A 14,167-nucleotide genomic window follows, 5' to 3' on the forward strand; every position below is an offset into this window, starting at 1 on the left:
TAGCAGATTGACGAAGTTTTCTCTTGCGTCTCGCCGCGACGGAGAGATAGTTAGCAGTATGGCTAAGCATGATACCGATCTATCACTGTTGTTCCATGCTCTGGCGGACCCGACCCGACGGTCGATTCTGACCCAACTGGCCGAACAGCCTGCCCGGGTGACGGATTTGGCTGGGCCCACGGGTTTGCGCCTGCCCACGGTAATGCGGCACCTTTCGGTTCTGGAGGAAGCAGGATTGATTGCTACGGCCAAGGACGGTCGGGTGCGCACCTGCGCCATCGTACTCGAAGCCATGGAACCGGTACGGACGTGGATCGATGAACAGCGAAGCATCTGGGAAGCGCGGCTCGACCGGCTGGATGCGTTTGTGATGGATGTGATGAAGGAACGCGGATCATGACACCGACCCCTAAGCCAAGCAGCACGCCCATTTCAGCGTCTGGTGATAAGACGAGCCGTTTTGCGACGCTAACCTTCGAGCGAAACGTGGCCGCGCCGTTGTCGGTGCTTTGGCACGCTTGGGCGGCCCCGGCCGCACGGGCAGTCTGGGCTTCACCGTCGTCGTCGGTCACTGTGGAATTCTTGGAAGCCGATACCAGGGTCGGCGGACGCGAGGTCTCGCTCTGCAAGGTAAAGGGCCAACCCGACATTCGCTGCGAGGGCGGCTGGTTGGAGTTGGAGCCTGCGGTGCGTAGCGTGAACTACGAGGTGATCTCGTCCGAGGGAGCGACACAATCGGCGGCATTGGTAACCGCCGACTTTGCTGACCTGGGCGAACGCAGTGCGCTGGTAGTGACGGTACAGCTTTCCTCGTTGGCCGAGGACATGGAGGCGGGCTACCGACAGGGCTTTGGCGCAGGTTTGGACAACCTCGCCGTCGCAGCTGAGCGGACCATGGTGCTGCAGCGTGTGATACGTGCACCGCGCGCGGCGGTCTGGAAAGCGTGGATGAACCCCGAGACGCTGCCGCAATGGTGGGGACCGGAGGGGTTTTCCTGCCGCACAAAGCGAATCGACCTACGCTCGGGCGGCGAATGGGTCTTCGATATGATCGCGCGGGACGGCACGGTCTATCCGAACCATCATCTCTATGGCGAGGTCAAGCCGGAAGAAAGGCTCGGCTATACACTGCTCTGGGGCGAAAATGGGCCCAAACATGCCGATGCGTGGGCCTCCTTCGAGGATCAGGACGGGTTCACGAAGGTGACCCTCGGCATGGTCTTCACCACAGCGGCCGAATTCCAGGAGGCGAAGGGTTTCGGGGCCGTGGAGTTGGGACTGGAGACGCTGGGCAAATTGGAACGATTTGTTGCATCGCAGTGAAAAATCCATGCGTTGCTCGCTTCCGAGCAAATCTCCCGCGAATGACGATAGTGGACATTCAGCGGGGTTAGCCCGAAACTTCCAACCACTTTAGACGCAGGGCGTGTGCCACCTGCGCAAGGAAGCGAATTGGCTGTCGGCGCCAAATGAAACGTTCTCGCTCTAAACCCGCGTCTGTTGGGGCAAGGAGCCCATTCTAGACGGCTCAGCGCACCCCACCTGCTGCAAAATGCCGACGTCCGCACCCTCCACGGTCGCCACCGTTGCGCGACCGTCCAACAACGGGCGGCAATACAAGAAAATCGCGGTGCGTTCGCTAGCCGGCGTGTCATGTACGTGCGCCTCCGGAAGGGGTGGATCGAGCTCAAAAAGTGACCGACAACGCGGAGAAGGAATGGGAACCCCGGCAGCGTTGTCGGTCAAGCGGACCAAGGCGAGGAGGAACTGGTCCGAAGCGCTTCGGCATATTACGCAGGTCCCAGCGGACCTTCAGAGCACGAAGATCCAGTTGGCAAGCAGCACAATTCCGAGACCGCTTAGCAAGGCGACATAGGGAAGAACGCCCGCACGCCTTTCACCCTGGCTCTCCGCATCAGCGGATGGGAAGCGGCCGCCATCCTGAACATAGTGGCGATACCAGAACACCGGGATAATCAGCAGGGCAGTGCCGAGCCCGGCCCACAAGGCAGCCGGATGCCACATTTTGGCCCCCGCGCCCATGAAGAGGCAGTTGACATATGACAGAACCGCGCCCGCACCAAGAATGAGCGTGGGCGCGCGATAGGGTCTCTTCCGGCTCGGTGAATCGATGCGATGGATCCACCCAGCGTTGAGATTGAGGAAGTTGAAGATCATGTAGCAGACGTTGGAGACGGCAAGCAGGAAGAAGAAGCTCGTTGCGTCCGACACGGCGACGGCTAGGACGAACAGATTGAAGACAAGGTCGGTCCACATGGCGTTGGTGGGGGCGCCATGGTGGTTCAGCCGGCCGAGATAACGCGGCAGCCAGCCATCGACCGACCCTTGGTATAGCGTTCGTGACGACCCGGCCATCGATGTCATGATCGACAGCAGCACTGCAAGCACCATCATCAAGATCAGCGCGTACAGGACAACGGGACCGCCGCCGACCATGAAAGCCAAGGCTCGAGCGACGCCGGAGCCGTCGACGATGGCGGGGTCAGTCACGCCCTCCAGCCCAAGCACGCCCTGGAAAGTAAACGGCACGATGATGAATAGGGCCAGGCACAAGATTCCAGCGGACAGGATTGCCCTATAGGTGTCGTTGGCAGGGTCCTTGAATTCGCGCGTGTAACAGATCGCGGTCTCGAAACCGTAAGTCGACCAGCCCGCAATGAACAGCCCGGACAGGATTACGGTCCAACTCGTGAGGTTCCACTCACCGCTGTTCGGTATCATGGGCAGGAAATTGCCGGCATCCACCTTGCCCAGCAGGATCGGCACGATGCCGACGACCGCCAACGGTATGATGACGGCCAGTCCGAGATATTTCTGGACATTGGCGGTACCGTGGATACCTCGATGTTGAATGGAGAAGACCAACAACATGAATGCGGCACCTATCCAGAACGCTGCATTCAGCGAAAAGGATACGGGCCCGATCTGACCGCCAAAAAACGTCCATTCCCGGATATTCGGCGTCAGGGCTGCAATTGCCTTGGCTACCTGCTCGTCCTGACTAAGCCCCACAAGCGAATTGGCGTTGGCGGTGACCCAGGAAAGTACCTCTGACGAATGAGACGATGGAATGGGTGCGAAGGTGTTGAGCACGTAGGCCGCAGCGATCGACGAGCCCAGCGAAAGCACCGACGTCCAAGCGACCCAGTTGCACCATACCGACAGAGGAGCAATGAATTTCCCATATCTCAGCCAAGCAGAAGCACCATAGATGGAAGCGCCCCCCGACTTGTTGGGGTATAGACCCGCAATCTCGGCATAGGTGAACGACTGGACAAACCCCATCACCATTGAAATCGCCCAAATGACGATCGCGAGCTTGCCGACCGTTCCAGCCAATCCGCCTATCGAGAACAGCACGAAGGCCGGCGCTCCGCTTGCGATCCAGAATGCGCCTTTCCACGTCAGAGCGCGCCGCATTTCTTCTTTGGGCACGTCAGTTTCGGTAATCGCTACCATCTTGTTACTCCCGTTGTTCCTGCTGGATTCTGACGTTCTGGTCACGGCTCCGCCCCTGGCTCGGAGCATGCGCCCCAGCCAGCGGGGTCTAGTTTCAGGGTCATCGATGCGGCGGCTTGAAACGTACCGTCAAAGGCTCGTTTTGCCGCTGGCTAAACCGAGGATACAAGGCGCCCAACTGGTAACAATGATGCCACTTGGCACTACTTCCCGACCGCGGCTCGGGCGTCATCGCGCATCAGTGGAGTCAGTCAGATCGATGTTCGGCAGACGAGCTCCGCCATCGCTATTTGAGCACCCCGTTCTTCTTGGCGGTCCAGGTTGCAACGTAGTCCATCAGGGCCGGCGACAAGCAGTCGTAAGGCGCAAGGCCAAGCTCGTTGAGCCGGGCGCGGATGCCGTCCATAGCCGATGGATCGACGCCGGCCTCGATCACCGACGAGACAAAGGCCGCAAAGCCAGGCGCCGACTAGCCACTCTCCTGAAACCGTTCGGGGTGGATGAAGTCGAGCCCCTTGAACGGGTGGTCGCGCTCGACCGGGCCGTACATGTGGACGCCGCATTCCTGGCAAGCGTGGCGTTGGATCAAGGCGCTCGGGTCGACAACCGCCAGCTTGTCGCTGTTTTCAAGAACCTCGATGTTGTGGTGCGCCGTAACCGCGACCACTGAAAAAGTAGCGCCATCAGGCTTCCAGCATTTGGTGCAGCCGCAGGCGTGGTTGTGGGCGACGTCGCCTGTGATCTTCACCTTCACCGGCCGGTCGGCGCAGGCGCAGACCAAGGTTCCGCCGGAAAAGCTGCCCGTTCCCTGCTTGATGCCGTGGTCGATGACGGGATGCAACGATTTCATGTTCTTCTCCATTGCCGGCGCATGCTTGGCTGGCGGGACCGGCTGACCGCTGCCATGAGTCAGATGACGAAAAAGGGCGTCAGGTCAGAACAGGACTACCGAGCGAATGGACTTGCCTTCGTGCATCAGGTCGAAGGCGGTGTTGATCTCGTCCAGCGGCATTGTATGGGTGATGAGATCGTCGATGTTGATCTTGCCCTCCATGTACCAGTCGACGATCCGTGGCACGTCGGTGCGTCCGCGTGCGCCACCAAAGGCAGTGCCCTTCCAGACGCGGCCGGTCACGAGCTGGAACGGACGGGTGGCAATTTCCTTGCCCGCCTCAGCGACGCCGATGACAATCGATTCCCCCCAGCCACGATGGCAGCACTCGAGTGCCTGGCGCATCACGTCGGTATTGCCAGTGGCGTCGAACGAGTAGTCGGCGCCGCCGTCGGTCAAGTCCTGGATCGCCGCCACCACCTTGTCGCTGCCGACGTCGCGCGGGTTGACGAAATCTGTCATGCCGAACCTGCGCGCCATCTCGACCTTGGCTGGATTGATGTCGACGCCAATGATCCTGTCTGCCCCGACCATGCGGGCGCCCTGGATGACATTCAGGCCAATGCCACCGAGGCCAAAGACCACGACATTTGAGCCGGGCCGAACCTTGGCGGTGTAAATCACAGCACCGATACCGGTGGTGACGCCGCAGCCGATGTAACAAATCTTGTCGAAGGGCGCGTCCTTGCGCACTTTGGCCAGCGCGATTTCCGGCAGTACGGTGAAGTTGGAGAAGGTCGAGCAGCCCATGTAGTGGAAGATCTCGCCGCCATCGCAGGAGAAGCGCGAGGTCTTGTCGGGCATCAGTCCTTGGCCTTGCGTCGCCCGGATCGACGTGCACAGGTTGGAGCGTTGCGACAGGCAGGTTTTGCATTGCCGGCATTCAGGCGTGTAGAGCGGGATGACGTGATCGCCCGGCTCCAAAGTGGTGACGCCAGCGCCGACTTCGCGAACGATGCCCGCGCCCTCGTGGCCGAGAATCGCCGGGAATTTACCTTCGGAATCGAGGCCCGAAAGCGTGTAGGCGTCGGTGTGGCAGACACCGGTCGCCAAGATCTCGACCAAGACCTCACCGGCCTTGGGCCCGCCGATATCGATCGTTTCGACTGTCAGAGGCTTGTTTGCGCCCCAGGCGACGGCTGCACGCGATTTCATGACTTCACTTTCTCCAGATCCCCGGCTGCTTTCTTCAACACGACCTTCGACCACTAGGCGGAATTCAGGATCTGCTGGGATTCCTGGCTGACGAACGGATCCGCATGGCAGTCCTGGGGAGAGGTTCCGCGCGAGTACACGAAATCCTGGCAAGCGCGGACCAAGGCGGGGGGGCCGCAGGTGTAGATTTTCGTGGCTCTGAAGTCTTCGATGTGTTCCGCCATGACCGCGAATATGTCGCGCGGATAGGGCGTGTCGGTTTCGTCGGTCACCACAGGATGGAACCGAAATCGGTCGTGCGTGGCGGCGAGTTCCCGGAACTGATCGTCGAAATAGAGATCACGCTGCCATCGCACCGAGAAATACAGATCGACCCGGCGCCCTGGCGATGCCGCCAGAGCCTCCACCAGGATGGCCTTGGCCGGGGCGAGCCCCGTGCCGCCCGCCACGAGCGTCACAGGTCCGGGATGATCCTTGCGCAGATAGGCGTTGCCGAAAGGTCCGTTGAGCAAGAAGCGATCGCCACGGCGGGCTCGGTCATAAAAGTATGAGCTGACATTGCCGCCGGGACGCGCCCTGACATGGAATTCCAGCTCCGGCGATCCCGGACGGCTGGCGAAGGAATATTCTCTGGCAGGAAATCCCGGCGGCGAGATGACCGCAAATTGCCCGGCGAGGAACTGGACGGCTTGCCCCCCATCAGGCAAGGCGCGCACGACAACGACGTCGTGCGTCACGCGCTCGACATAGGTGATCGTGCACTCCGTCTTGCGCGATGGCACGGCCGGTTCGTCATCGACCGGGGCGACTTCGCAATCCGAAATGGGGTGCGCCCGGCATGCAAGCACAAGCCCGGCGTCACGCTCGGCCTCGCTCAACGCAGCCGCGTCGTATGCGCGTTGCTCGACCCTGCCCGACAGCACTTGCGTCTTGCATGCCGAGCATGTGCCAGATCGACAGGCATAGGGATAATCAAGACCAGCTTTCAATGCGGCATCGAGGATCGATTGTCCCGCGCGCACCTCGATGATGCTGTCGAACTGAGGTATCGACACTTTGTGGTTCATCTGGGAGCCCTGGCTATTGGGAGATGATGGCCCGGCTGTCACCACCGGGCCAGGCATCGGCTAGCCGCGATTTGCGGTCATCGCCCTGAAATACATCGACTGGAAGTGATGGATGCCGTGCTCGCTGTTGGAGGTCATGTCCTTGTCGATGACGAGCCGGCCCTGGCTGTAGGCCTGCGAGTGGAGGCCGCGCTGAACACTTTCGACCAAGCCAATGTCCTCGGGCTGCAGAATATTCTTGATGTAGTCCATGGCAGCGAGTTCTTCTTCATTGGGCGTCGCTTCATCAAGGAAGAAGTCCCAATGCTCGAAGGTCGTTTCAGGCCCCGTGGGCATGATGTGCATGAACGACAGGTTCCTGCGCCCAGGGAAGACATTAAAGGTCACATTCGGCCACAGGAACCAGGCAGCGTACATCAGCTGGTTGCCCTGTTTGGTAGCGTCGAACTTGTAGGCCGAGTTGTCCTCGCGTGCCGGCGCGATATGGCTGGAACAGATACCGTAGTTCTTAGTCCGGTAAATGCCGTGATCGAACAACTCGACGAGAGCTGGATGCGCCGGCGGGCAATGGTAGCACTCCTGGAAGTTCTCGACGACGTTCTTCCAATTGGCCTTGATCTCGAAGGTCAGCCGGCCTGCGAACTTCAACGTTTCCGGCGTATCGACAAACTTGCGGACCTCGTCGCCGAAGGCCCCTGACTGGTCGGCGAGCGTGGTGGCCCCGAGGTCGAGGTTGATCCAGACGAAACCAAGGAAAATCTCCGCCTTCACCGGCTTCAGGCAGAACTCTTCGGCCGCAAATCCGTCTACCGTCTCGAGGATCGCGTTGGTCCTCAGCTTGCCGTCGAGTTCGTAGGTCCAGGCGTGGTAGGGACACACGATCATGCGCGTCTTGCCCTCGCCGGTCAGCAGCTGGTGCGCGCGGTGCGAGCAGACATTGTGGAAGGCGCGAATCTCACCGTCGCGACCACGGACGATGGCAATGTTCTGGTCGCCGATCTTTACGGTTGTGTAGGAGCCAGGCGCCTCGAGTTGGCTAACGTGGCAAACGAAATTCCACGATTTGTAAAATACAGCCTCTTTCTCTGCCTCGTATACGTCTTGGTCGAAATAGAGGTTCGCAGGCAAAGTATAAGAATGCGCTGGATCTTCCGGTTTAAAGCGGTCCATCCCAAAGAATTCATGATCATTTGTCTTCAGCATTGGGTCCTCCACATTCAGATCGCCGTCGAAACAGGCGGCGCACCTCTGCGCTGGTTCCAATTCTGATTTCTTTGGGATGTTTGTCGCAATGGTGCCGCTTGGCACCAGAGTCCCGCTGCTGAGCATGGCGCGAGCATTCGCACGCGCAAGCGCGCTTTCGTCCAGCTGTGCCTTCTGAACGAGCTGTCCTCGCCGGTAACCGAGGATGGCTAGCGGCGCGTGCCGTCCTTGAGTGACGCCTTGAGTTGCTTCGTGAACGGCATGACCGCTGAGATCATGGCTCGTTCCGATGAAACGCCCAACTTGCGATACATTCGCAATCTGCAGTTCTTGATAGATCCCTTGGCGATGCTCAGCGTTTGAGCAATCGCCCCCGTGCTCATACCTTCAAGTGTCAACAGCATGATGTCGCGCTCGCGCGGCGTAAGCTGCTTGGCAACCGCTTCGGCCGCCCGGATGCCGCTGTCATTACCAGGCTGGTCCGCCTCGGCCACGTAGACGACCAAACCGCCAGGAGCGACGGGGTTCAAATCATCGAGCGGTAGCATTCTCAACGGGCCTGAAGCCCTGGCGATTAGTTCGGAGACATCGGCAACGGGCGCACTTGCTTCAGGCAGCCTGTTGCGCTCGTCCATGAGCTCGAACTTGCGCCACCCCGGGGTCGAAAACACGGCCCGGCCGGAGCGATCGAGCACGGTGACCGCAGACTCCTCAATGGAATGACAATCCGTCAGAGCCATTGAAAGCTTGGAGAAAAGCGACTTGATGTGAGCGTGATGGAAATCCAGCATCGCCGGAAACAGTCGCTTCGCCTGGTCGAGTTCGCGGCTGGCAAACATTTGTTCGCGGCGTTCAAGAAACAGCGAGATACAAGAAGCGCCGGGCATAGGAAGAAACAGCGCCAGTTCATCCGTAAATTCCGCGCGCTTCTTAAAATCATCGGCATAGAAATGCCTATCGATGGCTTGAGGCAGCGCCACGTCAAGCGTCTCTATTCGTGGCACCGAGTTCCCCCTCCATGAGCACAGATAGGGATCGCCAGCACTTGGTTTTGTCTGGAGATAATATTCCACAAGCTTGGCGTCGATGGCCTTGGTGTGGAGCACGTCTGGCTCCGAACCGGCACGATACCGCACGATCCAGCCCATTTCATGCGGCAATAGCTGACCGACGATCTCCAATAGCCGGAGATGGAAATTGGGTTCTCCAATTTCTCGGGCCAAACCGCCCAAGGCGATCGTCAGAGCATCTGGGTCCAACCTTGATAAGCTCCTTGTAGGCGACGACACCGCCATGTTGGCAGCCGAAAGCATTTTTCCTTCGAAGTGACCCGGATCTCTTGTTTCCCGCTGGGCCCCAACGATGCATCCTCGCGGTGTTTGCCCGACAGGGCAAGCAGATTACAGCGGCTCTCCGACGGTCTCGTCAGTGCCTGTGTGTCAGGTACAATTCCACAGCCCGCCCCGTTTCAAGTGCTTGTCGAAACATACAACGTCCGGGATAACCGCGCTTTTTCGCTGCCGTCTGGAGAGCTCTCAGCTGTGCGAGTCCAGACCGGCTCCAATCACGGCGTCACGAGAATTCCTGTCGATACTTGTTTCCCTCCAGAGAAATAATTTTACCAGAATGCGGCGGCCTATAGTTGCGGTCAATGGTGCCATTGGTAATGCATCGTCAAAGACCGCAAATCTCCGGACGAAATCGAGATTGGACCTGATGCCGGCCGATGCTCGAAGCGCTGCGATACGGCCGGAACCCGATTTTATCGGATTAATTTTTTCGGCAACAAGCTCTAGTTACCCGTAGGAAGACCGAGGCGCGCCCATTGGTCGCGCGGGATCGTAGCTCCGACGCGGAAGGACAACGACAGGATTATCGTCGCGTCGGTGTCGACCTCGCATCGGAAGCTCAGAGCGTGCCATGCAGTGCGCGTGCGGAAAGCGGCTTCCGGCACGTCGAGGACATTGCCCAGCTTCAGTGGAACAAGCGGCACCAGGTCGGGTGCATAGGACGAGTCCAGCAATTGCTGCTGCAAGGCGCTAGCGCACAGTTTAGCCGCCCGTCTGTCGCGAGGTACGCCTGCCATCGAGGTCGTGGCCAACACGTCGCCGGTAGCTCCTTGTGATTGTGGCCTGCGAACACCCGGCAATCCCGGATAGGGTTGCGATGCGGCAATGTCCACATTCTTGGATTTTGGACCCTTGGCGCCTTCGTTTCCGGGCTTCGATTTCTCTGCAAGGCCTGACTTCGGCGCATTGTCGGGTCTAGGCTGTGGTGCTGTGGCCAGCGCGGGAAGCGCTATCTCGCCGTCGGTGCCGGCAGCGCCCAACGGCGTTGGCACCACGGCCGCTAGCTTGTCAGTACCGTCCACCAAGCCCTCTGTCTTGTCGGCCTCCTGTTTGCCTATGTCCTGGTTCGAGGCTGCTTCGTTCTTCGCACTCTGGGCGGGCTCGGCCTCCGCTGTTGCCTGCTTCTCTCCGTCACTGGCTGCATCCGGCTGCTTTTCGGAAGTCGGCTTTGGATCGTTATTTTTCTCTGGGGAAGGCGAATGGCTTTGAACACCGCTCCCTTCCTGAGGTTTGTCGGGGCCGGCATCCTTGTCGCCGAACCGGAAAACAGGTTTCAGGACCTCGATTTGCGCCGGCTTGGGTGGCTGCGTTTCCGACAGAGCTTGTTTCGGTTCCGGTTCCTTTTCGGCTTTTGGGGCCTCTGGGGCCGGTGGAGGAGCAGGTTCCGACTTTGGCTGCTCCGGCGGCGGCGCGAGCGTGACGTTTATCGCCTGCTCTTCCTGCTGCTGAGCAACCCTTGGCTGGCTGTAGGCCAGCAAGACCGTGATGAGTAGCGCATGCACGACTAGCGACGTGGGGAAGGCCCACTGCGAGTCCCGATGTCGGTTGCTTGTCTCATCCGCCATGTCGAACGATGTGCCGTGAAATAGAGGCGGCATCAAGCATGATCGTCAATATCGCGCAAATTGGCCGCTCGAGGCCCCCGATTGCGGAAGGCCAGTCTCGGATCCGATTGTCGGCTCGCCTGTTTCCCTTAGCTCGCCGTTTGGCCTGGAGCGGCGCGCGCATCGCCCCTGGAACGCCCTCCAACCCGGAAGCTCGATGGCCTTTGCTCGTTTGGAGCTTGCGACGATGCCAGCGGCCGCGGCTTGACCATCGTTTCTCGCAACTCACTGAAGGCCAAACTACCTCTGGGCCCGCCGTCCTGAATGTCGACAGCATCTAGTCGCTGCGGAATGCGCGGCTGGCTTGGTCGGTCAATGGCTTGAACAGGTAAGACAGAACCGTACGATCGGTGGTCTTGAGGAACACCTCGGACGGCATGCCTGGCTTGAGTTCAAGCGGGCCCGCCTTTTTCAGGCTCTCCGCCGACAAACCAATTCGAACGACGTAGTAGGAGACGCCCGCCTTGGGATCCTCGATCATGTCGGGAGAGATCCGGTCGACCGTGCCATCCACTTCCGGTGTCGTCTGCTGGCTGAACGCCGACAGACGCAATGTCGCCGGCTGGCCGATGCGGATCTGGTCGATGTCCTGCGGGGCGACCCTTGCTTCGACGACCAGCGCGTCGGCCGTCGGCACGATCTGCATTATCGCTTCGCCTGGCGTGATGACGCCACCTACGGTGTGGATGGCCAATTGATGGACCCGGCCCGACTGCGGCGCGCGAATGTCGATCTGTTTCAGCGACTGCTCCGCGGCCACTTGCCGCTCCCTGAGTTCGCCCGCCTTGGCGTCGATTTCACGCAGGTCGGCGGCCACTTCGGAGCGCATGTCCTGGCCGATCTGGATGATGGCGAGTTCCGTTTCGCTGATGCGCCCGCGCGTCTGGGCGGCGGCGGCCGTCAGCTGGCCATCTTCGCCATCGAGTTGGGCTTGGGCGCGTTGCCGCTCGGCCAGCCGGGACATGGGAACGAGCTTCTTTTGCCAAAGCTGGTTGATGCTATCGAGCTCGACCTTGGTCAGAGAGATTTCGCGCTGTTTGCTCTTTTGCTGGGCCTCGAGGCCGGCGATCTCCTCGCGGAACTGAGCGATGCGCTCGCGCAATTGCGAGATTTGGCCGTCTCGGGCCTGCCGCCTCAGGGCAAAAACCTTGTTTTCGCCCTCTATCAACTGCCCGACACGAGGATCGAGCGCCCGCGTGGTCAGTTCGCCGGGATAGTTGACTGCCTCGGCGCCATCCCGTTCGGCCGTCAGCCGGGCCCGCCGCGCGGTGAGTTCGTCCAGACTATTTTCGACGATGGCGAGATTGGCGCGCGCCACCGTGTCGTCGAGGCGTATCAGAACATCGCCTGACGCGACCATACTGCCGTTTTGCACATTCAGCGCGCCAACCACGCCGCCTTGCGGATGCTGGACAGATTTGACGTTGGAGTCGACCACCAGGTGGCCGGCTGCCACTACCGCACCTGAGAGATTGCTGGTGGCAGCCCAAAGGCCAAGGCCACCGACAAGTGCCAAGGCTGCAATCGTTCCCAGCCTAACATTTCGGCGTATGGCATGACGCAGTCTCTGCTGCTGCGGCGAGGCACCGACCATCGGCTTTGCACCACGGTCGAGAAGCGCAGCAGCATGTGCCTTGACGCTGGACGCGACATCCCGTGCCACGCGCAGCCTGTTTGTCGAAAGATGGTTTGCGACCGCAGTCATCAGCCCGCCGCTCCCACCGCGTGCAACGGCACATGAACCGGTTGCTGCGCCTGTCGCGCGATTTCGCTCTTCAACCCAAACGCCTGTTGCTTGCCGCCGCCGAGAACCAGCAGATGGTCGAGTGCCGCGAGCGCGCTCGGCCGGTGCGCCACCACGATGACGATACCGCCACGCGCCTTGATGCGCTCGATGGCCTGCGTCAGCGCCAGATCCCCCGCCGAGTCGAGATTGGAGTTGGGCTCGTCGAGCACGACCAGGAACGGGTCGCCGAACAGGGCGCGCGCCAGGGCCACCCGTTGGCGCTGGCCGGCAGAAAGGGCCGCACCGCTTTCGCCGATTTCTGTCTGATAGCCTTCGGGCAAACGAAGGATCATCTCATGCACGCCGGCGGCCTTTGCCGCGGCGATGATCGCTTCCGACGGCGCATCATCTTCGAAGCGCGCAATGTTTTGGCCGACCGTGCCGGCGAACAATTCGACATCCTGGGGCAGGTAGCCGATATGGCGGCCCAGCGATTGCCCAGGCCATTGTTCGAGTGCTGCGCCATCGAGCCGAATCTTGCCTCGCGTCAGCGGCCAGACACCGACCAGCGCGCGGGCAAGCGACGATTTTCCCGAGCCGCTGGGTCCGATGACACCAACACCCGACCCGGCGCTCAGCGAGAATTCCACATCCTGCACGACAAGTCGTCGATCACCGGGGGCAACGACGCTGATACCTTCGACCGTGAGTTCCACGGCGGGTGCGGGAAGCTCCATCCCACCCGTGGACACGGGCAAGGCCTTGAACAGCTCGTCGAGGCGGTGCCAGCTCTGACGGGCGTTGAGGAAGCTTTTCCAGTGCGCGATGGCAAGCTCGATGGGTGCGAGCGCGCGCGAGGTCAGGATAGAACTTGCAATAATGATACCCGGTGTCGCCTGCTGGTAGATGACAAGATAGGCACCCAGCGCCAACACCATCGACTGCAGCATCATGCGAAAGATGCGCGACACCGCGCCAAAGCCTCCCGTCAGGTCGCTGGCGCGTTCTTGCGCTTGACGGAAATCGCCGTTGGCATGGTTCCAGCGCTTCGCCAGGTTTTCGCCCATTCCCATCGCCACCAGCACTTCGGCGTTGCGCGCACTGGCCTGTGCGATGGCACTGCGCCTTGTGCTGAAGCCCGACATCGCCTTCGTCGGTACGCGCACCAGCCGATCGGCAAGGACCGTCAATGACACCAAAAGGCCAGCGCCAATCAATGCAGCAACACCGATCCAAGGGTGAAAGAGAAAACAGATGCCGACATAAAGCGGTATCCACGGCAGGTCGAACAATGCCGCGGGGCCGCCGCCCGCAAGAAATCCGCTGACCTGGTCGAGGTCGCGCTGCACCTGCAAGCCTTCGCCACGGTCTCGGCTGCGAAGCGGCAGCTGGACAATGCAATTGAACACGCGGCCGCTGATCATTTCATCGATGCCGGCGCCGATACGTGTCAGCACGCGCGCGCGCACCGCTTCCAGCAAGCCCTGAAAGACGTAAAGAACCACCACCATGACAATCAGCGCCACAAGCGTTGGAACACTGCGGCTCGGCAACACCCGGTCATAGACCTGGAGCATGAACAACGAACCCGACAGCATCAGCACGTTGATGAGGCCGCTGAACCCGGCAACGGCAACAAATGCGCCCCGAAAAGAGCCCAGAGCTTGGCGAAGCTCGGAGTGGTTCGTGCG

At 60.4% G+C, this 14,167-nt stretch carries 10 protein-coding genes and 2 pseudogenes; 2 read left to right on the forward strand and 10 right to left on the reverse strand.

The genetic code is table 11. From position 1 onward, the window contains the following. The first annotated feature begins 58 nt into the window (after nt 1-58). Entirely contained in the window at nt 59-400 is a 342-nt protein-coding gene (locus C8K44_RS18135) for a metalloregulator ArsR/SmtB family transcription factor (RefSeq protein ID WP_109577191.1), read from the forward strand. Then, nucleotides 397-1,323 carry an SRPBCC family protein gene (locus C8K44_RS18140; protein ID WP_109577192.1) on the forward strand — a complete coding sequence of 309 codons (927 nt, stop codon included), beginning with the start codon at nt 397-399 and terminating at the stop codon, nt 1,321-1,323. The genes C8K44_RS18135 and C8K44_RS18140 overlap by 4 nt, the downstream gene beginning before the upstream one ends. 489 nt (nt 1,324-1,812) lie before the next feature. Here C8K44_RS18140 and C8K44_RS18145 read toward each other — a convergent pair whose 3' ends face one another. From C8K44_RS18145 to C8K44_RS18185, 10 genes and pseudogenes are all read right to left on the reverse strand, one after another. Next, nucleotides 1,813-3,480: an APC family permease gene (locus C8K44_RS18145; protein ID WP_109577193.1), complete on the reverse strand. Its 1,668-nt coding sequence runs from the start codon at nt 3,478-3,480 to the stop codon at nt 1,813-1,815. A gap of 286 nt (nt 3,481-3,766) precedes the next feature. Beyond that, nucleotides 3,767-4,342: pseudogene (gene gfa, locus C8K44_RS18150) on the reverse strand (S-(hydroxymethyl)glutathione synthase). A gap of 72 nt (nt 4,343-4,414) precedes the next feature. Further along, nucleotides 4,415-5,527 (reverse strand): S-(hydroxymethyl)glutathione dehydrogenase/class III alcohol dehydrogenase, encoded by a 1,113-nt coding sequence (locus C8K44_RS18155; RefSeq protein ID WP_109577194.1) that lies wholly within the window; start codon nt 5,525-5,527, stop codon nt 4,415-4,417. Between the two features lie 53 nt (nt 5,528-5,580). Next, nucleotides 5,581-6,594 carry a 2Fe-2S iron-sulfur cluster-binding protein gene (locus C8K44_RS18160; RefSeq protein WP_158282755.1) on the reverse strand — a complete coding sequence of 338 codons (1,014 nt, stop codon included), beginning with the start codon at nt 6,592-6,594 and terminating at the stop codon, nt 5,581-5,583. 60 nt (nt 6,595-6,654) lie between these two features. Beyond that, nucleotides 6,655-7,797 carry an aromatic ring-hydroxylating dioxygenase subunit alpha gene (locus C8K44_RS18165; protein WP_158282756.1) on the reverse strand — a complete coding sequence of 381 codons (1,143 nt, stop codon included), beginning with the start codon at nt 7,795-7,797 and terminating at the stop codon, nt 6,655-6,657. A gap of 209 nt (nt 7,798-8,006) precedes the next feature. Continuing rightward, nucleotides 8,007-9,110: a helix-turn-helix transcriptional regulator gene (locus C8K44_RS18170; protein WP_109577197.1), complete on the reverse strand. Its 1,104-nt coding sequence runs from the start codon at nt 9,108-9,110 to the stop codon at nt 8,007-8,009. A 129-nt stretch (nt 9,111-9,239) separates the two neighbouring features. Continuing rightward, nucleotides 9,240-9,389: pseudogene (locus C8K44_RS27945) on the reverse strand (NAD(P)/FAD-dependent oxidoreductase); the annotation flags it as partial. 200 nt (nt 9,390-9,589) lie between these two features. Further along, nucleotides 9,590-10,744: a DUF930 domain-containing protein gene (locus tag C8K44_RS18175; protein WP_245417536.1), complete on the reverse strand. Its 1,155-nt coding sequence runs from the start codon at nt 10,742-10,744 to the stop codon at nt 9,590-9,592. Nucleotides 10,745-11,027: 283 nt separating this feature from the next. After that, nucleotides 11,028-12,455, reverse strand: a complete 1,428-nt coding sequence (locus C8K44_RS18180; protein WP_109577198.1) for an HlyD family type I secretion periplasmic adaptor subunit — start codon at nt 12,453-12,455, stop codon at nt 11,028-11,030. Beyond that, the gene (locus C8K44_RS18185; protein ID WP_245417537.1) at nt 12,455-14,074 is read right to left on the reverse strand and encodes a type I secretion system permease/ATPase; all 1,620 of its coding nucleotides are present in this window, start codon (nt 14,072-14,074) and stop codon (nt 12,455-12,457) included. The genes C8K44_RS18180 and C8K44_RS18185 overlap by 1 nt, the downstream gene beginning before the upstream one ends. Between the last annotated feature and the right edge of the window lie 93 nt (nt 14,075-14,167).

It is taken from the genome of Aminobacter sp. AP02, assembly GCF_003148805.1.
In the GTDB taxonomy this organism is placed as follows: Bacteria; Pseudomonadota; Alphaproteobacteria; order Rhizobiales; family Rhizobiaceae; genus Aminobacter.